The sequence below is a fragment of the Mycobacterium kansasii ATCC 12478 genome (assembly GCF_000157895.3).
In the GTDB taxonomy this organism is placed as follows: Bacteria; Actinomycetota; Actinomycetes; order Mycobacteriales; family Mycobacteriaceae; genus Mycobacterium; species Mycobacterium kansasii.
Genome location: NC_022663.1, coordinates 2033228 through 2056852, shown reverse-complemented (window position 1 = coordinate 2056852; position 23625 = coordinate 2033228). Strand labels below are relative to the sequence as shown.

Here is a 23625-nt window from a genome sequence, read left to right as displayed (position 1 = left end):
GGGACGGGGAAACGGATCTGCTTTGCAGACACCGCGCCCCTAACTGCCAATGGGTTCGGCGCAGGTGTGGCCTCCGGGCGGGGAGGATGGTCCGCGGGTCACGCTGACCAACGCCGACAAGGTGCTCTATCCGGCGACCGGGACCACCAAGCGCGACGTCTTCGACTACTACACCCGCATCGCCGAGGTGATGGTGCCGCATATCGCCGGGCGTCCGGCGACCCGCAAGCGCTGGCCCAACGGAGTCGACCAACCTTCCTTCTTCGAAAAACAACTGGCGTCGTCAGCGCCGGACTGGTTGCCGCGGGCAAGCGTCGTGCACCGGTCCGGAACCACGACCTATCCGATCATCGACAGCGCGACGGGGCTGGCGTGGATAGCCCAGCAGGCGGCGCTCGAGGTGCATGTGCCGCAGTGGCGGTTTGTCGCCGAATGGACACGAAGCGAGGCGGAGCAGTTGAAGCCCGGCCCGGCTACCCGATTGGTGTTCGACCTGGACCCGGGTGACGGCGTGACGATGGCCCAGCTGGTCGAGGTCGCACATGCGGTCCGGGAGCTGATCAGCGGTATCGGGCTGAGCACCTTCCCGCTGACCAGCGGCAGCAAGGGTCTGCATCTGTACGCACCACTGGACGAGCCGGTGAGCAGCAGAGGCGCCACGGTGCTGGCCAAACGCGTTGCGCAACAACTGGAGAAGACGATGCCCACGCTGGTCACCGCGATCATGACCAAGAGCCTGCGGGCGGGCAAGGTGTTTTTGGACTGGAGCCAGAACAACGGGTCCAAGACCACCATCGCGCCGTACTCGCTACGCGGGCGCGACCAGCCGACGGTCGCCGCGCCCCGCACCTGGGACGAACTGCACGACCCGGGGCTGCGCCAGCTGCGCTATGACGAGGTGCTGGTCCGGGTCGCCCGCGACGGGGACCTGCTCGCGCCGCTGGATGCCGACCTGCCCGCCGGGGACCGGCTGACCAAGTACCGCAGCATGCGCGACGCGTCGAAGACCCCCGAACCGGTTCCTCGGTCCAGACCTGTTGTCGGCCAAGGCAATACCTTTGTCATCCAGGAGCACCACGCCCGCCGGCTGCACTACGACTTCCGGTTGGAGCGTGACGGCGTGCTGGTGTCGTGGGCGGTGCCGAAGAACCTGCCGGAAACCGCATCGGTGAACCATCTTGCGGTGCGCACCGAAGATCATCCGCTGGAATATGCGACATTCGAGGGCACGATCCCGAAGGGGGAGTACGGCGCCGGGAAGGTGATCATCTGGGACGCCGGCACGTACGACGTCGAGAAGTTCCGCGACGGGGCCGAAAGCGCGGCCGAAAAAGGACCCCAAAAAGGACCCCAAAAAGGACCCCGAAAAGGAGAAGTGATCGTCAACCTGCATGGCAAGCGAATCTCCGGGCGGTACGCGCTGATCCAAACCAACGGTGACCAGTGGCTGGCGCATCGCATGAAGGAACAGCAGGCCTTCGACTTCGACACCCTGGCTCCGATGCTCACCACACACGGTTCGGTGGACCGTCTCAAGGCGGGACAGTGGGCCTTCGAAGGCAAGTGGGACGGCTACCGGTTGCTGGTGGAGGCCGACCACGGCGCCGTGCGGCTGCGCTCCCGTAGTGGCCGTGACGTCACCAAAGAATATCCGCAATTGCGTTCGCTGGCAGCAGACCTCGCCGATCACCACGTGGTGCTCGACGGGGAGGTGGTCGCACTCGACGCCGCCGGCGTGCCCAGCTTCAACGAAATGCAGAACCGGGTCCGGGCCACCCGCATCGAGTTCTGGGCATTCGACCTGCTCTACCTCGACGGCCGCTCGCTGTTGCGTGCCAAGTACCAGGACCGGCGCAAGCTGCTGGAAACCCTGGGCGCCGCAGGCCATCTCACTGTTCCGGAGCTGCTGCCCGGTGACGGAGCCGAGGCCATGGCTTACTCGCGCAAACGCGGCTGGGAGGGTGTGATCGCCAAGCGGCGTGATTCCGGTTATCAGCCCGGCCGGCGTTCGGCAGCGTGGATCAAGGACAAGCACTGGAACACCCAGGAGGTCGTCATCGGCGGCTGGCGGGCCGGGGAGGGCGGTCGCAGCAGCGGCATCGGCTCGCTGCTGATGGGCATTCCCGGCCCTTCCGGGCTGCATTTCGCCGGCCGAGTCGGAACGGGCTTCACCCAACGCAACCTGGACAGCCTGAAAAGGACGCTGGCGCCCTTGCGCACCGACGAAAATCCTTTCGGCGCTTCGCTTCCGGCGCGTGAGGCTAAGGGCGTCACGTTCGTCGAGCCGACGCTGGTCGGCGAGGTGCGCTATAGCGAATGGACCCCCGACAATCGGCTGCGTCAAACGAGTTGGCGTGGGCTGCGGCCGGACAAGGACCCGAGTGAGGTGGTGCGGGAATGAAGTGGGTGACCTACCGCAGCGACGACGGCGAACGGGCCGGCGTGCTCTCCGGCGACACGATCTATGCGCTGCCACCGGGATCGGCGCTGCTCGACCTGCTCGGCGGGGGCGCCGACGGGCTGCGCACGGCCGGCGAGGCCGCGTTGCGGGCACCGGCTGCCGTCGTCGGTCTCGCCGACGTGTCGCTGACGGCGCCCATCCCGCGCCCGCCGTCGATCCGTGATTCGCTGTGCTTCCTGGACCATATGCGCAACTGCCAGCAGGCCATGGGCGGGGGCCGGGTGCTCGCCGACACCTGGTATCGCATCCCGGCGTTCTACTTCGCTTGTCCGGCAACGGTTCTGGGGCCCTACGACGACGCGCCGACGGCACCCGGAAGTGCCTGGCAGGACTTCGAATTGGAAATCGCCGCGGTGATCGGAACCGGCGGCACGGACCTGACCGTCGAGCAGGCCGAGCAATCGATCGTCGGCTACACGATTTTCAACGACTGGTCCGCACGCGACCTGCAGATGCTGGAGGGCCAGCTGCGGATCGGACAGGCCAAGGGCAAGGACAGCGGAGTCACCCTCGGCCCGTATCTGGTCACCCCGGATGAGCTGGAGCCCTACCGCCGCGGCGGCAGGCTGCACCTGCAGGTCACCGCGTTGGTCAACGACACGGTGATCGGCACGGGTTCGACCGGGGCGATGGACTGGACGTTCGGCGAGGTGATTTCCTATGCCTCCCGCGGGGTGCTGCTGCGACCCGGCGACGTGTTCGGCTCGGGCACGGTGCCCACCTGCACGCTGGTGGAGCACCTGGGTGACCTCGAGTCGTTCCCGGGCTGGCTGCACGAAGGCGACGTGGTGACCCTGCGCGCCGAGGGACTTGGCGAGACGCGCCAGACCGTGCGCGTCAGCAAACCGCCCCATCCGCTGATGCCCCGCCGCAACCCCGACGCGCCGCCGGCGCGGGCCCGAGTGAATCGGGCCCCGGCGCGGGTCCCCTACACGCGGGGCCTACATGAAGTCGCCGACCGGGTATGGGCGTGGACGCTGCCGGACGGGGGGTACGGCTGGAGCAACGCCGGGCTGGTCGCCGGCGACGGGGCATCGCTGTTGGTGGACACGCTGTTCGACCTCGCGCTGACCCGCGAGATGCTGGACGCGATGAAGCCGATCACCGATCGTGCGCCCATCACCGACGCGCTGATCACCCACTCCAACGGCGACCACACCCACGGCAACCAACTGTTGGATCCCTCGGTGCGGATCATCGCCGCCCAAGGCACGGCCGAGGAGATCGCGCACGGCATGCACCCGGAGATGCTGGCCCGGCTGCAAACCGCGGACCTGGGCCCGGTCGCCACCGGCTATGCGCGAGACCGCTTCGGGCACTTCGGCTTCGGTGGCATCACGGTACGCAACGCCGACCAGACCTTCGAGCGTCAGTTGACTATCGAGGTCGGCGGGCGGCGAGTGGAACTGCTGAACCTCGGACCCGCACACACCGCAGCCGACTCGGTGGTGCACGTGCCCGAGGCCGGTGTGCTCTTCGCCGGGGACCTGCTGTTCATCGGCTGCACGCCGATTGTCTGGTCCGGCCCGATCGAGAACTGGATCGCGGCCTGTGACGCGATGATCGCGCTGGAGCCGTCCGTCGTGGTGCCCGGCCACGGCCCGGTCACCGACTCCGACGGAATCCGTGCCGTCCGCGGCTATCTCGTGCACATCAGCGAACAGGCCGAAGCCGCATACCGCAAGGGGTTGTCGTTCGTCGAGGCCGTCGACATCATCGACCTCGGTGAGTACGCGACCTGGCTGGACTCCGAACGGGTGGTCGTGAACATCTATCAGCGTTACCGCGAACTCGATCCGGCCACCCCGCGGCAGGAGTTGCTCGGGCTGCTGACCATGCAGGCCGAGTGGTTGGCCAACCGCTAGCGTTGTGCGCGAAAAGAATTGGGACGTCAACGATGGCACGGCGCCCCGGCTCGGAATGCTGGCCGCGCGTGGGCGCACTCGGTCGGCGAGTGGCCGGGCGGAAGCGTCACGCCCGCGGCGGGCTTCGTTGTTCTGGCGAACAATCATGTCCGAAAGTGCGAAACACGCTGCATAGTCGCGCTACTGTCCCCTAACGTCAGGTTGTCACCAGATCCGACCGAGTGACACCAGTCTTGAAACCGCTCGATTTGGGGAGGATAGAGATGTCATTCGTAGTCGCAAGTACGGAGATGCTGGAGGCGGCGGTTTCGGATCTGGCCAATGTCGGTTCAACTATCCACGTGGCGAATGCGGCGGCAGCGTTCCCGACGACCTCGGTGCTGGCCGCCGGCGCCGATGAGGTATCTGCGGCCATTGCGGCACTGTTCAACACGCACGCCCAGGCCTACCAGTCCCTCAGCGCTCAAGCCGCGAGCTTCCACGCCCAATTCATACAGACCATGAACGCCGGAGCGGGCGCGTACGCGGCCGCCGAGGCCGCCAACGCATCGCCGATACAGGCCCTGTTCAACGCGATCAATGAGCCCACCCAGGTGTTGCTGGGGCGCCCGCTGATCGGCAACGGAGCCGACGGCACGGCGGCGAACCCCAACGGCGGGGCCGGCGGGTTGCTCATCGGCGACGGCGGCAAAGGCTACAGCCAAGCGGCGGGCAGCGGGCTGGCGGGCGGTAACGGCGGCGCTGCCGGATTGATCGGCAACGGCGGTCACGGCGGGGCCGGCGGCAGCAGCGCCACCGGCGCTGGCGGCGCTGGCGGCAGCGCCGGCGCCGGCGGGCTGCTCTTCGGCAACGGTGGGACCGGCGGTGGGGGCGGTGCGACCACCTTCGCCGGCAGCAACGGCGGCAACGGCGGGGCCGCCGGCAACGCCGGGCTGTTCGGCAGCGCCGGTTCTGGCGGCGGCGGCGGGAGCGCCACCACCGGCACCGGCGGACACGGCGGGCTCGCCGGCAACGCCGGGCTGTTCGGCAGCGGCGGTTCTGGCGGCGAGGGCGGGAGCGCCACCACCGGCACTGGTGGCGCGGGCGGCAATGGCGGAACCGGAGGCTGCCTGAACGGCTATGGCGGGCTTGGTGGGTTTGGCGGGGACTCCGCCAGCGGCACGGGCGGCCGCGCCGGGGCCGGCGGCGACGCCGGGCTGATTGGCTACGGCGGTGTCGGGGGAAGCGGTGGAAACTGGGACACCGGAGGCTCTGGCGGTAACGGTGGAGCCGGTGGCCGCGGCGGGTGGCTGTTGGGCGACGGCGGGATTGGCGGCGCCAGCGTTGCCGAAGGCGGAAACGGCGGCAACGCCGTACTGATCGGCAGGGGCGGACCCGGCGGATTCGGTGGTATCGGCGGCTACGGCGGCAACGGCGGGTGGCTGTTCGGCGACGGCGGCAGCGGCGGCGGCGGCAGTGACATCGTCCCCAACAGCACCGGCGGCAGTGGCGGAAATGCCGGGTGGCTCTTCGGCAGCGGCGGTGACGGTGGCTCCGCCGTCACAGGTGGCCACGGCGGCGCGCCCGGCAGGGCGGGGCTGCTGATCGGCAACGGCGGCAACGCCGGCGCGGGGTCGCAAAATGGAATGTTGGTGGCAGGAGCTGACGGCGGATGGCTGTTCGGCAACGGCGGAGACGGCGCGACCAGCTTCAACTCGGCGGGTGCTGACGGCGGTAACGGCGGACTATTCGGCAACGGCGGCAACGGCGGGGCCGGCGCAAGTGGGACGGTAGCCGGCGAGAGCGGAAGCAACGGCGGCAACGGTGGCAACGGTGGGTGGCTGATCGGCCATGGTGGGCACGGTGGAGCCGGTGGCAACGGAAGCTTCTTCAACGTGGGCAACACGCCAGCCGGTAATGGCGGTAACGGCGGCAACGGCGGAGCCGGCGGCCTGCTGTACGGCGACGGCGGGGCAGGCGGGACCGGCGGCACCGGCGGAGTCGGATCCCTGGTGCCCGGCGGTAACGGCGGTAACGGCGGCAATGGCGGCAACGCGAAGTTAATCGGCGACGGCGGTAATGGCGGTAACGGCGGTAACGGCGGGTTTGGAACTACTTTCGGGACCGGTGGTGGCGGCGGTAAAGGCGGCAGCGGTGGGTCGTTGGTCGGCGTCGACGGAACGTCCGGTAAGGCCGGCATGTGAGCTATCGTGTGCGGAAGTCTGCCGCTGGCCGGCAGCGGCTTGACCGGAGCGTGGCATCCACCACCTACTCCGCTGTAACCTGCTGACAGTACGATCACGTTGGCGGACAACATGATTGGTTGCGTCGCAACGTATCGGCACTCGCGAGGTGCGATTTCTGCGTTCCTGCCGAATGGCTGAGCCCCCAAGGTCGACAGAGCTACTCCGTCTCGTCGTCTTCGTCTGCGTGGAGCAGTTTTTCGGGGTGGTGCATGTTGGTGCGGGGTTGGCCCGTTGATCCAGACGAGTCGAGGTGGGGTGGGGGTGTCCATTCGGTGTCGCCGTGGGTGTTTTTGCGGGTGCTCCAGCCGTTGTCGGCTAACGGGTGGTGGCCGCCGCAGGCGAAGGTGAGTTGGTTGACGTCGGTGCTGGGGGATTGGGCGTAGGGGATGACGTGGTGGATCGATTCGCTGCCCCGGCGCGGCCAGCCGTTTGCTGTGATACAGCGCCAATGTCTTGCCGCCGTCGAAAACCGCCAGATAATGGCGGGCGTGGCGGGCCAGCCGAATCACATCGCTCATCGGCAGCAGGGTGCCGCCGCCGGTGAGTCCCTGTCCGGCAGCGGCTTCCAGTTCGGCCAGCGTGGTCGACACGATGATCGGCGCGGGTAAGCCGTTGTGCTGACCCAACTCTCCGGACGCCAACAGGGCGCGCAGCCCGGCCAGCAGCCCGTCATGAGAGCGTTGGGCCGCTGAGCGGGTGTCGGTGTCGATGGCGGCCTGACTGGGACTGCCGTCCACACCGGGGGTTTCGGATTCGGGGTTGCACATGCCCGGGGCGGCCAGCTTGGCCAGCACGGCTTCCAGGGTGGCGCGCAGCTCGGGGTGATCCGCGCGCGCAGCTCCGACATGCCATCGGCTTGCTGGCTGCCCAACATCAGAGCGCGCCGCCGCGCCCGGTCCTCGTCGCGGTAGGTGCCGTCGGGGTTGAGGCGATCAGCGATCGTGGCGGCCAGCCCGGATAGTTGTTCGGGGCGAACCTGGCCGCCTTGGCGGGCCAGCTGAGCTTCGGCGCGCTCGCGGGTGGCTTGATCGACCCAGCCCGGCAACTGCCGGCAAAAGCGGCGGATCACCGCGATGTGCTCGGCGCCGATCGTGCCGTCGCATTGGGCGGCGGCGGCCCCGGCCAGTACCGGGGCGATCGGTTCCCCGGTCAGCGCGCGCCGCGGCCCCAGATCGGCGGCGGCGTTGCTGCGCCGGCTGGCCTCGGTGCGGCTGGTCAGCGCCCAGTCGGCGATGGCATGCGACAGTTTGCCGCCTAGTTCTTCGGCGCTGGCCTGGCGGGCCAGGTTGTTGATCAGCTGGTGCTCAGCCACCGGCAGGCGTCGGCGCACCTTTTCACAGCGCCCCAGCAGCACCAACCACTCCGGAGTCGTCAACGCATCAAAGTCCAGACCCACCAACCTATCCGCCGCGGCGTCGAGTGCATCAAAGATCGCCGTAACTGTCTGCCGATCCACGACACCGCGCGAGCCCATACCCGCAATCTATCGACCGACACCGACAGGAAACCGGCAGAAAGTGACTGCCGAACAACCGATTTCACATGTTCACTCACAGCGAACAGCCACCCATTTTCGCCGGGCCTATCGCGGCGCGGCGATACCTCGGGTAGCAACGGGTTGCAACGGGTTGCAAACGCACCAATGCCGCCGACGGCCGAACCCACACGGACAGCGTCCCTACACCAGGCCCCGCGCGATCGCCTCACCGCGCCAGCGCCGTAACTGCAGGACTCGAGATACCGTGCGGGTATGGCCGCAGTCGAATTGCAGACGCTCGAAGATGACATCGCGCTGGTCACGTTGAACCGGCCCGGGCTGTTAAACGCCATTGACGGCTCGCTGATCGACGCGATGGATGGGGTGTTGGACGTGCTCAACCGGGCCGAATTCCGGGTGGCGATCCTCACCGGAGCCGGACGGGGATTTTGCGCCGGCGCCGACCTGAGCGGCACCGGCGAACCGTGGGTCAAGGCCAAGCCGGCCAGCCCCGCATTCAAGGCCAACTACGACTCCCAGGTGCGGCTGGCCGATCTCTATGTGCGGCTCTACGAGCTGCCCATCCCGGTGATCGCCGCGGTCAACGGTGCCGCCGTCGGGGGCGGGCTGGCGTTCGCGCTGCACTGCGACATCCGGATCGCTTCCGAGCTAGCCCGGTTCGGCTCGGTGTTCATCAAGGCCGGCTTCTCGTCGATGGACATGGGCACCAGCTACCTGCTACCGAAGATCGTCGGCGCCGGAGTGGCGCGGGAACTCATGCTGACCGGACGCATCATCGACGCGGCCGAGGCCTACCGCATCAAGCTGGTCCACGAGGTGGTGGCGCCGGACGACCTGATGCCGGCGACGCTGGCCAAGGCTCGCGAGATCGCCGCGAACAACGCTTTCGGCGTGTGGCAGACCAAGATCGGGCTCAATACTGCGCTGGATGCGCCCAGCTTGCGGCATGCCATCGAGATCGAGAACCGCACCCAAATGCTCACCGGCTTCACCGATAACCCGGCCGAAGCCGCCAAAGCGCATCGGGAAAAGCGGGCACCAAAATGGGATCCACTGTGACGCCTAGACTTTGGCGATCACCTTCTCCGCATACCGTTCGAGGTGACGGATCTTTTGCTCCAGGGGCTCGGTGTCGGGCCCCTTGACGTAGGGCCAGCGGAAACCCACGATGACGTCGGTGACGCCCTTGTCCTCGAGCCGCTTGACACCGTCCGTGGTGTAGGCGTCCATCGAGATCACATGGATCTCAAACGGGCCGGTCTTCCCCTGCTCGTCACGAAACCTCTTGACACGGGCGATAAGTCGGTCGAGTTCTTCAGCGCTGGTGCCGCCGCCGTGCATCCAGCCGTCCAGGCGTGCCGCGCGCCGCAGGGCGGCATCGGCGTGGCCGCCCACCAGGATCGGGATCGGCTGGGTGGGAGCGGGACTCATCTTGGTCTTCGGGATGTCGTAGAAGTCGCCGTGGAATTCGAAGTAGTCTCCGGTGGTGAGCCCCTTGACGATTTCGATGCATTCGTCAATTCGCTTGCCCCGCTTGGCAAACGGCACGCCCATCAGCTCGTAGTCCTCCGGCCACGGGCTGGTGCCCACGCCGAGCCCCACCCGGTTGCCGATCAGCGCTGCCAGCGAACCCGCTTGCTTGGCCACCAGTGCCGGCGGCCGGACGGGTAGCTTGAGCACAAAGAAGTTGAACCGCAGCGTCGTGGTCACCGCGCCCAACGCGGCCGTCAGGACGAAGGTCTCGATGACCTCCTTGTCTTCCAGGAATTCCCGATTGCCGTCCGGGGTGTAGGGGTACTTCGAGTCGGACTGGTACGGGTAGGCCAGGCTGTCGGCGATCGTCATGCTGCTGTAGCCGGCAGCTTCGGCGGCCTGAGCCAGCGGAATATAGAACGCCGGGTTGGTCAGTGCCTCTGCATAGCTGAACCGCACGTCATCCGTACCTTCTGTATTCGGGCGTCATGCCCGAATACTAGAACGCGTTCTCATTCGCCGGGTGGGTGGCCGACGGCGTCGGCGCTTGCCGTGCCGTCCGCGCGGAACACGAGCGGCAACCACCCCGAAAACGGTCGACGCACCGGCACCGCGGTCGTCGGCAGGTGGATCGTCACCGGCTAGAGCTGGTTTTCCGGGCCGATGATCGCCCAGACCGTCTTGCCGGACGATGTGGGAGTGCTGCCCCACGCACGGCACAACGCATCGACAATGGCCAGGCCGGACACGTCGATGCCCTTGGGCGGAGATTTCAGCCGTATGGCCGGTGCAGTGCTGCCGTCGGAGACCGCGATCGTCGCCGTCGGACCGTCGCTGAACACCCGTACCATCGGCTCACTGCTGGTGTGTTTGAGCACGTTCTCGACGAATACGTTGACGACCACCAACGCGACAGGGATCAGCCCGGGCTTGGACCAGGAGGTGAGCCATTCGCGAACCAGTTGCCGCGACTCGCGAAGGCTGTTCAAATGTGCGGGCAGTTGTGCCTGGGCATGCCGGACGTTGCGGCGCGCCAGCCGGCCGACGGCCTTGATCGCGCCCTTCTCGGTGGGATAGACCGGCATGAATGCCGCGACTCCGGAGCGGGTGACCGCGTCCCGGCCGGCACGACTGGCGCAGACGAGCACGATCGGAACGTTCGGCCGGGTGTCGGCCTGCCAGCGTGCGCCGATAAAGGCCGACCATGCAGCGTCATCGGGAACCTGCAGCCCGGTCACGTTGACGATCACCGCGGTCGGCTCGTCGAGCGTCGCCTTCATGATGCTGTCGCGCAGCGCCGCCGAGTTGGCCGCGCCGAGCACTCCCTCGACTGCCAGCATGACTGCCGACTGCTCGAGCCGAGTGGCAACGGCCAGCGAGGTCGACTTGGCGACCGCGCTCACCGCGGCTGACCTTCCCGGGCCGTCTCATCCAACCGCGGCCTGCGCTTCGCGGCGGCAAGTCTGGCGACACAACGGCGGGACGTCATGAACCGGCCTCCCGGGTCCGTCCTGTGTCCGGTTCCATGTCCTGCTCCTCGAACTGGCCCCGGCAACTGCGCGAGGGTGCCGCACGCGTTAGCGGCGGAGACTTCCATCTTCGACCAAGTATCCCGATTTGTGCACGGCCGGTGGCGCGACCGGACCGTGGGGTGATTGATCGTGGCGGTCGCTCGGCGGCGCACCGGCGCACGCGGGTCGGGTCAATCCCCGGCGCCCGCCGCTTCCAAGAGCCGAACGCTACCTCGCCGACCATGCCGCTCTCGTCCGTGTCGTCGTCTGCCGCAGCACCAGCCACCCAGGGCGGTTACCCGCATTAGCCACGCGGTCAACCTCTAGTCTGGCAAGCACTCAGCCTATCGGGATTTGCCCGGTCGAGCGGGAGGAATCGGCGCAACGGTGGCGGGGAAGCCGCTGCTACCGTCCGCTTGGCGGGTAGGGTGGTGCCCCCACTCCGGCCACGGAGTGCGTGCCCCAGGGTGTTTGTTCGACGATGCGGGCCGGTGCGCTGCGGTCACCGACGGTCAATGTCGCGGTCCTTGATTGGGTGAGCGAATCAGGCGGCAGGGGATCGAAAACGGTCCCCTGCCAATGGTAATTACCGTCGATCGGATCGAGGTGACCGGCGAGGCGGACGTGCACCGGTAGTCGGGTTCCGGCCAGCTCCAACGTCGCCGCTCCGTCGTAGGTGTCGTCGTCGGGCGCATCGGCGGACAGGTCAAACGCCCGGGACACCCGCTGCGCGTGGACGGGTTTCAGTTGGGCGCGTTCGTTGAACACCTGCTGAGTGCTGCGCAGCACCTCGATGCGGGTGCTGGCGGTGCGGTTCATCAGGTCCAGGGCCTCGGCAACGTAGCGGAGCTGTACGGCGGCGTTGGCGTTATCGGGGCCGGAGATGAAGAAGTAGTTGGGAAAGCCGTGCACGGCGATACCCAGGAAGGGCTCCATGCCGTCCTGCCAGGCCTGTCGGATGGTCACCCCACGCGACCCAACCAGGGTCTGCTCGGGCAGCTGATCGGGGATGGCGAACCCGGTGCCGTAGATGATGGCGTCGGCGCCGTACTCGACACCGTCGTCGGTGCGGACGCCCGACGGCGTCAGCGCCGCGATCGCCGACCTGGCCACCCTGGGCGATCGCCGCGGCTGTCCGCCGCGCAGCTTGCGACGCAGCCAGCGCCGGGCCCGGGTGGTCTGCAGTGGCAGGTCGGAGACCACCCGGCGCGGGGCATGGGCGACGACGGTGACCGAGTCCGCCGATTCCACGAGCCGGTCGAGATGACAGGCGAGGGCGGTATCGATGCCAACCGCGGCGATGCGTTTGCCGGCGGCATCGAAGGTCGGATCCCAGGCCGCCGCGTGAAACGATTCGCCGCCAAAGTCGTCGCGCCCGGGCAGATCCGGTATCCACGGGACATACGGCGGCCGGTGGGCGGCGATGACGACGCGACCCCGGACAACCTCGCCGCCGCCGGTGCGCACCGCCCAGGTGTCGGTGTCGTCGTCGAACACCGAACCGAGCACTTCCGCCTCGGGGTTTGCTGCGCTGTCAATGATCACGATGTCGCCGGCACCGGCGGCCGCCAACGCGGCTCGGCCGCGGGCACCCGCGCCGACGACGACCACGTGGTGCACGTCGGGTGCCTGGATCACAGAAACTTGCTGCGCTTCCAGGCCCGGCGCGCGATCGGGCCCATCAGCCCGACCTCGGTCAAAAATGCTGCCAGTGGCGCGAATCCGGCTATCTGCATCTGGTGGCGGTGTGGGCTGTTGCGGGCAGTCATGCGTGCCCGCTTCGGGTCCAGGCCGGCGCGCGCGTACGGGATCGGATTGCTGAACAGGTACCGGAAGAAGTACCCGCCGAGGCCGTTGATGTTGGCCATGAACCATCGGTTGAGCCGCGGCATTTCGGCCGCCCGCTTGCGTGCGCCATCACGCGCGAACTGGATATGGCGGGCCTCTTCGGTGACGTGAATCCGCATGAGCCGCTGGATAATTGGCTGTAGGTCCGGGTCGTCCATCATCTGTCGTTGCAGCGAGTCGAAGATCTCCTCGCCGATCAGCGCGGCCACCCACAGCATCGAACCCCGCTGGAAGGCCAGCGGAAGCGCGTTGATGACCATCCGGTGCAGCCGCCGGGGACGCACCGGCTTGGCGCCGATCCGCTCGATGGCCTTGCCGAACATGACCATGTGGCGGGTCTCGTCGCCGAGCTCGGTCAGCTTGTAATGCGTCGACCGGCTGGTCGGGTCCTCGTGCAGGATGGTGCGCAACAGCGACTGATTGAGCATGTTCTCGAACCAGATCCCGGCCGAGAGCGTGTTGACCAGTTCCTGTTTGGACAGCTCGATTTGCTGCTCGCGGGTCATTTCGTCCCACATCGGGGTGCCGTACAAGGACACCAGCTTGGGCGGTAGATAGAACTTGTCCGGATCCAGCGGGGCATCCCAGTCGATGTCGACGACGGGCTCATAGGACTTCTTGACCGACCCCTTGAGCAACCGCTCCGAGAATTCCTCACGACTGGGTCCACTTGACTTGGGCCCACTTGGTTTCACCGCGGTGGTCATCGTTGGTGTCCCTTCATCAGGTGGTTCAGACGTTAGGGAGATCACACTCGATAGTCAATACCCAGGGTACTAGGTACCGGAGGTCTCGGGTAGGTATTTCGAGATCTGAATTACGTTGTGTTGCATGGGTCGGCACATCCACGTCATCGGCATCGGCGCCGGAGACCCCGACTACCTGACTGTGCAGGCGATCAACGCGCTCAACGACGCGCAGGTGTTCTTCGCCATGGACAAGGGCGAGACCAAGAGCGACCTGGTGGCGCTGCGGCGCGCGATCTGCGAGCGGTTCATCCGGGAGCCCGGATACCGGTTCGTCGAGCTGCCCGACCCCGAGCGTGCGACCGACACCGACTACCGGAAAGCGGTCTTTGACTGGCATGCGGCGCGGGCGCGGATCTGGTCGGCGGCCATCGCCGCCGAACTGGGTCCCGACGGTGTGGGCGCCTTTCTGGCGTGGGGCGATCCGTCGCTGTACGACAGCACGCTGCGCATTCTGGAAGCGGTGTCTTCCGAGGTCGACATCAGCTATGACGTCATCCCGGGAATCACCGCGGTTCAGGCGTTGACCGCCCGGCACCGCATCCCGCTCAACGACGTCGGCGCTCCCGTGCTCATCACCACCGGCCGGCAGTTGCGTGCGCGGGGACTCACCGGTTCGGCGGTGGTGATGCTCGACGCCGAGTGCTCGTTTCAGAGCTGCCCGCCGCAAACCCGCATCTGGTGGGGCGCGTACCTGGGTACTGCCGACGAATTGCTGATGGCGGGCACCGTCGGCGAGGTCGGGACGCGCATCGCGGCATTGCGCGCCGAGGCCCGGGCGCGGCATGGCTGGATCATGGATACCTACCTGTTGCGAGCGCCAGATTAAGCACAGCATGAGCTTCTTGACGGTTTGTCAAGAAGCGTGCGATTGACCCTCCAGTTCGCGATAGCATCGGTTACCTCTGCATTGTGTCGCACGTCACTTCGCGATTGCGGGGAATCTGCACTGATGGGGAGGTTTGTACATGTCGTGGGTGATCGCCGCGCCCGAGTACGTGGCTGCAGCGGCCAACGATCTGGCAGGTATTGGTTCGACGCTTAGCCAAGCGAACATGGCAGCCCTGGCCCCGATATCGGGCGTGCTGCCCGCGGGCGCCGACGAGGTGTCGTTTGCGATCTCAGCATTGTTCGACGCCCACGCTCAGGCATATCAGGCGCTCAGTGCCCAGGCGGCGCTGTTTCACCAGCAGTTCGTGCAGCTCATGAGCGGCGGCGCCGGGCAGTACGCGGCCGCAGAGGCCGCCAACGTGTTGCCGATGCAGGTTGCGGCAGCGGCGATCAACGATCCCGTGCAGGCGCTCACCGGGCGTCCGCTGATCGGTAACGGCGCCAACGGCGCCCCGGGCACCGGGCAAAACGGCGGGCCCGGCGGGTGGCTACTGGGCAACGGCGGCAACGGCGGCTCCGGCGCGGTAGGCCAAAACGGCGGCAACGGCGGATCGGCCGGGCTGTGGGGCAACGGCGGTAACGGCGCACCCGGTGGCGCGGGCGCCGTCGTCCCGGCCACCGGTGGAGCCGGCATGCCGGGCGGCAACGGTGGCAATGGCGGCAACGGCGGGTGGCTGTACGGGCTCGGCGGACAAGGCGGTATGGGTGGCAACGGCAGCAGTGCCGTCGCCGTCCCCAGCGGCGCGGGCCTCAACGGCGGCGCGGGCGGCAACGGAGGCCCCGGCGGCAACGGCGGTCTGCTCTTCGGGCATGGCGGTGTTGGCGGACTCGGTGGCAACGGTGGGGACGCCACCGGCGCCACCAACTCCTCCTCTGTCGCCGGCATCGGCGGGCAGGCCGGCAACGGCGGCAACGGCGGGCACAGCGGCTGGATCTACGGCGACGGCGGTGCCGGCGGCAACAGCGGCGACGGCGGATCATTCGTGGCCGGCAGCGGTATCCTTGCCGGCGCAAGCGGCGGCAGCTTCGGCGCGATCGGGGGCACCGGCGGCGACTCCGGACTGTTCGGCAACGGCGGTCCCGGCGGCAACGGCGGATTGGGCGGCGCCGGCCAGGCGGCAACCGGTGACTTTACGACTGCTGGTCAGGGCGGCGGCGGTGGCTTCGGCGGCAACGGGGGCAACGGCGGCTTCCTTTACGGCAACGGCGGCACGGGCGGCGGCGGCGGGAACGGCGCCGACGGCGGCGACAACAGCGGCGCCACCTTGTCCTTCAACGGCGGCGGCGGCTTCGGCGGGTTCGGTGGCTGGGGCGGCCAGAGCGGGCTGATCGGTAGCGGGGGTAACGGCGGTGCCGGCGGCAACGGCGGCAACGGCGGCAACGGCGGCAACCACGGCGGTGACGCCGGTCCGGGCGCGCTTGGCGGCTTCGGCGGCGACGCCCAGCTGTGGGGCAACGGCGGCGCCGGTGCCAACGGCGGCAACACCGGCAATCCCGGAAACCTGAACGGCGGCGGCACCGGCTCGGTGTACCAGACCAGCAACGGCGGCAACGGCGGCCAGGGCGGCTTCTTCGCCGGCAACGGCGGCAACGGCGGCAACGCCGGCAGCATCCCCGCGGGCTTCATGGCCCCGGCGGAGAACGGCATCGGCGGCAACGGCGGCGGTGCCCAGTTAGTCGGCAACGGCGGCAACGGCGGTGCCGGAGCCGGAGCCAGCCAGGGCGGCACCGGCGGCACCGGTGGCCGCGGCGGCGACCTCTTCGGTCAGCCCGGCGCCGACGGGCCCCCGTAGCCGTCGCACTCGCGGGCGGTTGGACACCTGCCTGACGCGGTCGGCAGACTGGACTGGTGCCCGAATTGCCCGAGATCGAAGCACTGGTCGACCATTTGCGCAGGCACGCCGTCGGTTTGCCGATCGGCCGCGTCGACGTCGCCGCGCTGTCGGTGCTCAAGACCTTCGATCCGCCGGTCAGTGCCCTACACGGCCACACCGTCACCGCGGCCGACCGATGGGGCAAATACCTGGGCCTGCGGGCGGACCCGCTGTGGTTGATCGCTCACCTGTCGCGGGCGGGCTGGCTGCGATGGTCGGACAAGCTGGCCGCGGCGCCGCTGCGGCCGGGCAAGGGGCCGATCGCGTTGCGCGTGCATCTTGGTATCCCAGGTGAGGCACCGGGTTTCGACCTCACCGAGGCCGGCACGCAGAAGCGTCTGGCAGTTTGGCTGGTCGACGATCCGAAGCATGTCCCGGGTATCGCGGCGCTCGGGCCGGATGCGCTCGAACTCAGCACCGAGGATCTGGCCGGGCTGCTGGCCGGCAATACCGGACGTATCAAGACGGTGATCACCGACCAGAAGGTGATCGCCGGCATCGGCAACGCCTACAGCGACGAAATCTTGCACGTGGCCAAGATCTCGCCGTTCGCCACCGCCGGCAAGCTGTCGGCCGGACAGCTGGCCACCCTGCACGACGCGATGGTGTCGGTACTGTCCGACGCGGTGCACCGCTCCGTCGGCCAAGGCGCCGCAATGCTCAAGGGGGAGAAGCGCTCCGGGTTACGGGTGCACGCCCGCACCGGCTTGCCCTGCCCGGTGTGTGGAGACACCGTGCGGGAAGTGTCGTTCGCGGACAAGTCTTTCCAGTACTGTCCGAGGTGCCAGACCGGAGGAAAGGTGCTGGCCGACCGGCGCATGTCGCGGCTGCTGAAGTAGCCGATATGCTCACCCGGATGACCCGTCGGAAAATCCTCATCACCGGCGCCAGCTCCGGCCTGGGCGCCGGGATGGCCCGCACGTTCGCCGCCAGGGGCCGCGATCTGGCCCTGTGCGCCCGTCGTACCGATCGGCTCGGCGAACTGAAAGATGAACTTTCCCAACGTTATCCGTCGATCAGGATCGCGGTGGCGGCCCTGGACGTCACTGACCACGAGCAGGTGCCCAAGGTATTCGCGGAGCTGAGCGACGAACTGGGTGGCATCGACCGCGTCATTGTCAACGCCGGTATCGGCAAGGGCGCGAGGCTGGGGTCGGGCAAGTTGTGGGCCAACAAGGCGACCATCGAAACCAATCTCGTGGCCGCACTGGTGCAGATCGAAACGGCGCTGGAGATGTTCACCAAGAACGGCTCGGGGCATCTGGTGCTCATCTCCTCGGTGCTGGGCAACACGGGCGTGCCGGGCGTCAAAGCCGCCTATGCCGCCAGCAAGGCCGGGCTGAGCTCGCTGGGCGCATCGCTGCGTGCGGAGTACGCCACGGGGCCCATCAAGGTCTCGGTGATCCAGCCGGGCTACATCGAATCGGAAATGACGGCCAAGTCGAACAGCACAATGTTCATGGTCGACAGCGAAACCGGCGTCAGGGCGCTCGTCGACGCCATCGAGCGCGAGCCCGGCCGGGCCGTGGTGCCGTGGTGGCCGTGGGCGCCGCTGGTGCGATTGATGCGGGTGCTGCCGCCGCCGCTGGCGAAGCTCTTCGCCTAATGGGCGCGCATGCCCGCGTTGCCCGCGTTGCGCGAGCAGACGCAGAATCCCCTCGACACGCCGTGTGAGAGGGGATTCTGCGTCTGCTCGCCGAGTTAGCCCGCACGCCCCCGTTCGGTGCGGTAACGACGCACCAGCGCGTCGGTCGAGCTGTCCGACTGCGGCGCGGGCGCGGCGTCGCCGGTGATCACCGGAAGCAGGGCCTTGGCCTGCGTCTTGCCCAGCTCCACCCCCCACTGGTCGAACGAGTCGATCCCCCACACCACACCCTCGGTGAACACCTGGTGCTCATACAAAGCGATCAGCTGTCCCAGCACCGACGGCGTCAGCCGGTTGGCCAGAATCGAGGTGGACGGCCGGTTGCCGGGCATCACCTTATGTGGCACCACCTCGGCCGGGGTGCCCTCGGCCGCGATCTCCTCGGCGGTCTTGCCGAACGCCAGCACCTGGGTTTGGGCGAAGAAGTTGCTCATCAACAGGTCGTGCATGCTGCCGGTGCCCTCGACGGTCGGCAGGTCGTCGAGCGGTTGACTGAAGCCGATGAAGTCGGCCGGCACCAACCGGGTTCCCTGATGCAGCAATTGATAGAAGGCATGCTGGCCGTTGGTTCCCGGCTCGCCCCAAAAGATTTCGCCGGTATCGGTGGTCACGGGGGTGCCGTCGGCGCGGGTCGACTTGCCGTTGGACTCCATGGTCAGCTGCTGCAGATAGGCCGCGAAGCGGGCCAGGTCATTGGAATACGGCAACACCGCACGCGATTGCGCACCCATGAAGTTGGAGTACCACAGGCCGATAAGACCAAGCAGCGCAGGCGCATTGGACTCCAGCGGCGCGGTGCGGAAGTGTTCGTCGACGATGTGGAACCCGGATAGGAAGTCGGCGAAGGCTTCTCGGCCAATAGCGGCCATCACCGACAGTCCGATCGCCGAATCTACCGAATATCGCCCGCCTACCCAATCCCAGAAGCCGAACATGTTGTCGGTGTTGATGCCGAAATCGTCGACCAGGCGCTTGTTGGTGGAGACCGCGACGAAATGCTTGGACACCGCCGCGTCGCCCAACGTGTCGGTCAGCCAACGACGCGCGGCGGTCGCGTTGGTCAGCGTCTCCAGCGTGGAGAACGTCTTGGACGCGACAACGAAAAGCGTTGTGGCAGGGTCTAAATCGGCTAGTTTGGCGATGAGGTCGGCCGGGTCGACGTTGGAGACGAAACGCGCCGAAATCCCGGCGTCGGCGTAGTGGCGCAGCGCCTGGTACACCATCACCGGGCCGAGGTCCGAACCGCCGATGCCGATGTTGACCACGGTGGTGATCCGCTTTCCGGTGGCTCCGGTCCACTCGCCGCTGCGCAGCCGGTCGGTGAAGTCGCCCATCGCATCCAGCACGGCATGCACGTCCTGCACCACATTGCGGCCGCCGACAACGAGCTCGGCGTCGCGGGGCAGCCGCAGCGCCGTGTGCAGCACGGCGCGATCTTCGGAGGTGTTGATGTGCACGCCCGAGAACATCTGGTCGCGGCGCTCCTCGAGCCCTGCCGCACGGGCTAATTCGATCAGCAACCGTAGTGTCTCGCGGGTGACGCGGTGCTTGCTGTAGTCGATGTAGAGGTCACCGACGGTGATCGTGAGATCGCGGCCGCGATCGGGATCATCGGCGAACAACTGCCGAAGGTGAGTTTCTCCGATCTGATCGTGGTTCTTGCGCAGGGCGTCCCATGCCGGGGCGGCGATGATGTCGGGGATTGATGGCTGGGCGGTCATGATTTGACCCTAATGCTCCGGGACCCGGGGCAGTCGGTGCGTCAGCCGCGTCTGTCTAAGCCGTGCCCAGCGCTTGCCGAAGATCGGGCAGCATGGCCTGTAATTGTGCGCCCCAATATGACCAGGTATGGGTGCCGTTAGCCGGGAAATTGAACACGCCGTTGTGCCCGCCTTTGGCTTTGTACCTGGCCTGGAAAATCTTGTTGCTGATCCGCGTGGCGGATTCCAGCAGGCTGGCATCGAGCTTGCCGGCGGCCTCCAAGTCCGATTGGCCGCCGTTGCCGGTATACACCCAGATTCGGGTGTTGTTGGCGACGAGTGTCGCCGCATTGGCCGTCGGGTCGTTGGCCGCCCAGGCGGGGTCGGTGGGCGGGCCCCACATCGCCTCGGAGCGAAAACCGCCGGCGCCCAGTTGCGCGGCGCTGACCAATGACGGCCATTGCCCGGCGGACAGGTTGAGAAAGCCCGACATCGAGGCCGCGTAGCCGAAATTCTGCGGATGTCTGGCGGCCAGGATCAGTGCTGCCGATCCGGACATCGACGCACCGACCACCGCGTTTCCCGAAGTGCTGACGGCCTTGTTCGTCGCCAGCCACAGCGGCAGCTCGTCGGTCAGGAAGGTTTCCCATTTGTACGTCCAGACCCCCCCGTTGCCGGCCGCGGGCTGATACCAATTGGAGTAGAAGCTGGCCATGCCGCCGACGGGCATGACGAGCGACAGCCCGGATTGGTCGAACCATTCGAACACCGGCAGGTGCATGTCCCAGCCGTTGTAGTCGTCCCTGGCGAGCATGCCGTCGAGCAAATACACCGCATGGGGGCCGCCGCCCTGAAATTCCACCTTGATCTGGCGGTGCATCGACGGTGAGGGCACCATCAGATACTCGATCGGCAGGCCGCGCCGCGACCACGCGGACGAGGTGGCCGAGCCACCGGCCAGCGCTGCCAGCAGGGCGAGTACTGCCGTTGCCGAAACGACCATCGCACGGCTCAGTCGCAGAACCCCAGCTGACTTTGCTGTAACCATTTCGGCGGAATGTACCGCAGAAACCAGGATATCCGCGATAAGCAGCGGAAACGTGACATATTAGTGACCGAGACGACCCCGGCCCAGCCGTAAAAGCAGCATTGCCAGGTGCTTACCGTCGGGTCCGAGTTCGCTGTAGCGCTCGATGACCTGCATCTCGCGGTTGTGGACCAGCCGGGTGCCTCCGGAGGCCATTCGGACTCTGCCGATCGCCTGCGACACTTCGGCGCGCCGTTTGACCGCGGCCAGGATTTCACGGTCTAACCGGTCGATCTCTTCGCGCAGTTCCTCGATGCTGGGCAGCTGTTGGGTATCGGTGTTCATTTCCGCTGACTCCGCGTTCTCGTGATGTGGGGATTCTGGTCTCATCCGGTATCGGGCCTCACACAAGAGACGAGCCCCGAATCGCCGAAGCGGACCACGGGGCTCTGCGAGAGCAGCTAGACCACGGGCACCGCTGGTCGGTACCCGTAGAAAAATCGGCGCTGCCTGTTGAGCACCAACCGAGTGTGCCACCAAGGGCGCCGGCTGCGCAAAAAGCCGGCGACCTGTTGGCCGGAAATCGTGGCGGGCAGGCTGCGGCCGATGGACCCTGTCCGGTCCCGCGGGTTCGCCGCGTGCGGCGGAGCGTCGATTCGATTGGCGAAAAGTAGCGCGAAAACGCCCATCATGCCGCAATGCCGGCCGTAAGCTCTACGCGCTGTGTCGGCGAGTGTGGCACTGGTACAAGGGGAGCCGGCTGGGTCGGGCCCAGGGGCGGAAGGACTGTGGTGATGAATTATTCGGTGTTGCCTCCGGAGATCAACTCTTCGCGGATGTTTGCGGGTGCGGGCGCGGCTCCCATGCTCGACGCCGCGGCGGCCTGGGCAGGGTTGGCCGAGGAACTGAGTTCGGCGGCGTCGTCGTTCGGCTCGCTGACTTCGGGGTTGGCTGCCCAGGCATGGCAGGGGCCCGCGTCGACCGCGATGGTGGCAGCGGCCGCACCGTACGCAAGTTGGCTGAGCGCGGCGGCAACCCAGGCCGTAGCGGCGGCCGGGCAGGCCCGAACGGTCGCCGGCGTGTTCGAGGCGGCGCGGGCCGCGACGGTCGTGCCGGCCGCGGTGGCGGCCAACCGGAATGCGTTGGTGCAGATGGTGCTGTCGAACTGGTTCGGGCTGAACGCGCCGGCGATCGCGCACATCGAAGGGCTGTACGAACAGATGTGGGCTCAGGATGTGGCCGCGATGGCGGGTTATCACGGTGGAGCTTCGGCAGCGGCCGCCGGGCTGGCTCCGTGGCAGCAGCTACTGCAGAACATCCCGGGCCTGAGCGCGCTTTCGGCCGTCGGCAACATCGGTGCCGGGAACCTGGGCTTGGGAAACATCGGCAGCGGGAACCTGGGCAGCGGCAATACCGGTAATGCAAACTTCGGCAGCGGGAACAATGGCAACCTCAACTTCGGCGACGGAAACCTGAGCGGAATCCTCAATTTCGGCAGCGGAAACACCGGCAGTTTCAACATGGGCAGCGGAAACAGGGGCAGCAGAAACTTCGGTGCCGGTAATCGTGGCAATGGCAACTTTGGCTTCGGAAACTCTCAGGCCACCGGTGGTGGAAACATAGGGAGCGGCAACAGTGGCAGCGGGAATATTGGCAACGGGAATACCGGCAATTTCAATGTAGGCAGCGGAAATTTTGGTAATGCCAACTTCGGCTTCGGCAACAGCGGTCCCGGAGCTATGCCCACGGCAGGAAACTCGAATGTCGGACTTGGCAATACCGGCAACTCCAACATCGGTATAGGTAACTTTGGTAACCTCAACATTGGGCTGGGCAATACCGGCGAGTTCAACATCGGCTTCGGCAACTCGGGGAACAACAATTTCGGCATCGGTCTGACCGGCGACAATCAGTTTGGAATCAACTTCAACGGACTGAACTCCGGCAGCGGCAACATCGGCTTATTCAATTCCGGCGACAACAACGTGGGCTTCTTCAATTCCGGCGACGGAAACTGGGGCATCGGCAACTCGGGCGACGTAAACACGGGAATCGCGAACTCCGGCAATACGAATACCGGTATCATGAACTCCGGTAACCACAATTCTGGTTGGGTCAACACGACTAACACCAACGTCGGATTCGGGAACTCCGGCCACGGAAATGTCGGTTTCTGGAACGCTGGAAGCGATAATGTGGGCGTCGGAAACGGCGGCGGCTTTGCGGTAGGCGCCTTCAACTCGGGCTCGAGCGGCACCGTGGGCTTCTTCAACTCCGGTGCGAGCAGCGTGGGCTTCTACAACTCCGGCTCCGGCAATACCGGGTTTGGAAATTCGGGCAACACCAACACCGGATTTTGGAACTCGGGGAGCATAAACACCGGCGCCGGAAATGCCGGCGATGTGAATACCGGCTTCGGCAGCGCAACCGACACCGGCGCCACAAACTCCGGTTTCGGCAACACCGGCACCGGAACCTCGGGGTTCAATAACCATGGGAACAGTACTTCCGGATGGGAGAACACCGGCAATTCGAGCGAGGGCTACGGAAACATCGGTAACTTCCAGACGGGCTTCCAAAACACAAATAGCCGCAATACCGGGTTCTCCAACTCGGGGGTCAACTCCGTCGGATTCTCGAATACCAGCAGCTTTGGTATTGGCTTTGCGAACGGCGGTGTCACCGGCAACGTGGGCTTCATGAACACCGGCACCGACAATTCGGGCTTCGGCCAGTCCGGGACGTTGAATTCGGGCTGGGGCAACTCGGGAAGCAACAGCTCGGGCAGCAATCACACGGGCAACGACCAGTCCGGGTTCGAGTAACCACACCGTTCCGAACGCTCAGCCCGCCTGGCCCGA

16 protein-coding genes and 2 pseudogenes are annotated in these 23625 nt (G+C 66.8%); 10 read left to right on the top strand and 8 right to left on the bottom strand.

The genetic code is table 11. The features are described from left to right. Nucleotides 1-49 precede the first annotated feature (49 nt). From MKAN_RS08690 to MKAN_RS08680, 3 genes are all read left to right on the top strand, one after another. Complete coding sequence (locus tag MKAN_RS08690) at nt 50-2401, top strand: ATP-dependent DNA ligase (protein ID WP_023367320.1); 2352 nt, start codon at nt 50-52, stop codon at nt 2399-2401. Further along, nucleotides 2398-4326, top strand: a complete 1929-nt coding sequence (locus MKAN_RS08685) for a fumarylacetoacetate hydrolase family protein (protein ID WP_023367318.1) — start codon at nt 2398-2400, stop codon at nt 4324-4326. Before MKAN_RS08690 ends, MKAN_RS08685 begins: the two co-directional genes overlap by 4 nt. Before the next feature lie 263 nt (nt 4327-4589). Continuing rightward, a complete protein-coding gene (locus MKAN_RS08680) occupies nt 4590-6509 on the top strand; it encodes a PE family protein (RefSeq protein WP_023367316.1) in 1920 nt (639 codons plus the stop codon). Nucleotides 6510-6708: 199 nt separating this feature from the next. Here MKAN_RS08680 and MKAN_RS08675 read toward each other — a convergent pair. Then, a pseudogene (locus MKAN_RS08675) lies at nt 6709-8025 on the bottom strand (13E12 repeat family protein). Between the two features lie 276 nt (nt 8026-8301). Between MKAN_RS08675 and MKAN_RS08670 the strand changes: the two are divergent. Continuing rightward, nucleotides 8302-9108 (top strand): enoyl-CoA hydratase/isomerase family protein, encoded by an 807-nt coding sequence (locus MKAN_RS08670; RefSeq protein WP_023367312.1) that lies wholly within the window; start codon nt 8302-8304, stop codon nt 9106-9108. Between the two features lie 3 nt (nt 9109-9111). Here MKAN_RS08670 and MKAN_RS08665 read toward each other — a convergent pair whose 3' ends face one another. From MKAN_RS08665 to MKAN_RS08650, 4 genes are all read right to left on the bottom strand, one after another. Beyond that, nucleotides 9112-9981 (bottom strand): LLM class flavin-dependent oxidoreductase, encoded by an 870-nt coding sequence (locus MKAN_RS08665; RefSeq protein ID WP_023367310.1) that lies wholly within the window; start codon nt 9979-9981, stop codon nt 9112-9114. A 182-nt stretch (nt 9982-10163) separates the two neighbouring features. After that, nucleotides 10164-10925, bottom strand: a complete 762-nt coding sequence (locus tag MKAN_RS08660) for an STAS domain-containing protein (RefSeq protein WP_023367306.1) — start codon at nt 10923-10925, stop codon at nt 10164-10166. Between the two features lie 513 nt (nt 10926-11438). Then, a complete protein-coding gene (locus MKAN_RS08655; protein WP_225722924.1) occupies nt 11439-12425 on the bottom strand; it encodes a DUF4873 domain-containing protein in 987 nt (328 codons plus the stop codon). 242 nt (nt 12426-12667) lie between these two features. After that, entirely contained in the window at nt 12668-13588 is a 921-nt protein-coding gene (locus MKAN_RS08650; RefSeq protein WP_036393584.1) for an AurF N-oxygenase family protein, read from the bottom strand. Between the two features lie 124 nt (nt 13589-13712). Between MKAN_RS08650 and cobF the strand changes: the two genes are divergently transcribed. The 5 genes and pseudogenes from cobF to MKAN_RS08630 all read left to right on the top strand — a co-directional run bounded on the left by cobF (nt 13713) and on the right by MKAN_RS08630 (nt 17998). Further along, a complete protein-coding gene (gene cobF / locus MKAN_RS08645) occupies nt 13713-14456 on the top strand; it encodes a precorrin-6A synthase (deacetylating) (RefSeq protein ID WP_023367300.1) in 744 nt (247 codons plus the stop codon). A gap of 139 nt (nt 14457-14595) precedes the next feature. Continuing rightward, on the top strand, nt 14596-16311 hold the full coding sequence (locus tag MKAN_RS08640) for a PE family protein (RefSeq protein ID WP_023367298.1): 1716 nt from the start codon (nt 14596-14598) through the stop codon (nt 16309-16311). A gap of 56 nt (nt 16312-16367) precedes the next feature. Then, nucleotides 16368-16562: pseudogene (locus tag MKAN_RS31815) on the top strand (DNA-formamidopyrimidine glycosylase family protein); the annotation flags it as partial. A gap of 180 nt (nt 16563-16742) precedes the next feature. Then, nucleotides 16743-17231, top strand: a complete 489-nt coding sequence (locus MKAN_RS31810; RefSeq protein WP_371686082.1) for a zinc finger domain-containing protein — start codon at nt 16743-16745, stop codon at nt 17229-17231. Nucleotides 17232-17248: 17 nt separating this feature from the next. Continuing rightward, nucleotides 17249-17998: an SDR family oxidoreductase gene (locus tag MKAN_RS08630; RefSeq protein ID WP_036393866.1), complete on the top strand. Its 750-nt coding sequence runs from the start codon at nt 17249-17251 to the stop codon at nt 17996-17998. A gap of 95 nt (nt 17999-18093) precedes the next feature. On the opposite strand, the gene pgi is transcribed toward MKAN_RS08630, so the two are convergent. The 3 genes from pgi to MKAN_RS08615 are packed head-to-tail and all read right to left on the bottom strand — an operon-like array spanning nt 18094 to nt 21154. Beyond that, nucleotides 18094-19758 (bottom strand): glucose-6-phosphate isomerase, encoded by a 1665-nt coding sequence (pgi, locus tag MKAN_RS08625; RefSeq protein WP_023367292.1) that lies wholly within the window; start codon nt 19756-19758, stop codon nt 18094-18096. 55 nt (nt 19759-19813) lie between these two features. Further along, entirely contained in the window at nt 19814-20785 is a 972-nt protein-coding gene (locus MKAN_RS08620; RefSeq protein ID WP_036393580.1) for an esterase family protein, read from the bottom strand. A 60-nt stretch (nt 20786-20845) separates the two neighbouring features. Further along, nucleotides 20846-21154 (bottom strand): chorismate mutase, encoded by a 309-nt coding sequence (locus tag MKAN_RS08615; protein WP_042312057.1) that lies wholly within the window; start codon nt 21152-21154, stop codon nt 20846-20848. A gap of 404 nt (nt 21155-21558) precedes the next feature. On the opposite strand from MKAN_RS08615, the gene MKAN_RS08605 reads away from it, so the two are divergent. Beyond that, nucleotides 21559-23589: a PPE family protein gene (locus MKAN_RS08605; RefSeq protein ID WP_023367284.1), complete on the top strand. Its 2031-nt coding sequence runs from the start codon at nt 21559-21561 to the stop codon at nt 23587-23589. Nucleotides 23590-23625 lie beyond the last annotated feature (36 nt).

What these genes read in the sequence shown, in the direction of transcription:
- MKAN_RS08620 (WP_036393580.1), bottom strand. Translation starts at nt 20,785, where the DNA reads ATGGTTACAGCAAAGTCAGCTGGGGTTCTGCGACTGAGCCGTGCGATG.
- MKAN_RS08605 (WP_023367284.1), top strand. Translation starts at nt 21,559, where the DNA reads ATGAATTATTCGGTGTTGCCTCCGGAGATCAACTCTTCGCGGATGTTT.
- MKAN_RS08690 (WP_023367320.1), top strand. Translation starts at nt 50, where the DNA reads ATGGGTTCGGCGCAGGTGTGGCCTCCGGGCGGGGAGGATGGTCCGCGG.
- MKAN_RS08650 (WP_036393584.1), bottom strand. Translation starts at nt 13,588, where the DNA reads ATGACCACCGCGGTGAAACCAAGTGGGCCCAAGTCAAGTGGACCCAGT.
- cobF (WP_023367300.1), top strand. Translation starts at nt 13,713, where the DNA reads ATGGGTCGGCACATCCACGTCATCGGCATCGGCGCCGGAGACCCCGAC.
- MKAN_RS08630 (WP_036393866.1), top strand. Translation starts at nt 17,249, where the DNA reads ATGACCCGTCGGAAAATCCTCATCACCGGCGCCAGCTCCGGCCTGGGC.
- pgi (WP_023367292.1), bottom strand. Translation starts at nt 19,758, where the DNA reads ATGACCGCCCAGCCATCAATCCCCGACATCATCGCCGCCCCGGCATGG.
- MKAN_RS08670 (WP_023367312.1), top strand. Translation starts at nt 8,302, where the DNA reads ATGGCCGCAGTCGAATTGCAGACGCTCGAAGATGACATCGCGCTGGTC.
- MKAN_RS08685 (WP_023367318.1), top strand. Translation starts at nt 2,398, where the DNA reads ATGAAGTGGGTGACCTACCGCAGCGACGACGGCGAACGGGCCGGCGTG.
- MKAN_RS08615 (WP_042312057.1), bottom strand. Translation starts at nt 21,154, where the DNA reads ATGAGACCAGAATCCCCACATCACGAGAACGCGGAGTCAGCGGAAATG.
- MKAN_RS08640 (WP_023367298.1), top strand. Translation starts at nt 14,596, where the DNA reads ATGTCGTGGGTGATCGCCGCGCCCGAGTACGTGGCTGCAGCGGCCAAC.
- MKAN_RS08680 (WP_023367316.1), top strand. Translation starts at nt 4,590, where the DNA reads ATGTCATTCGTAGTCGCAAGTACGGAGATGCTGGAGGCGGCGGTTTCG.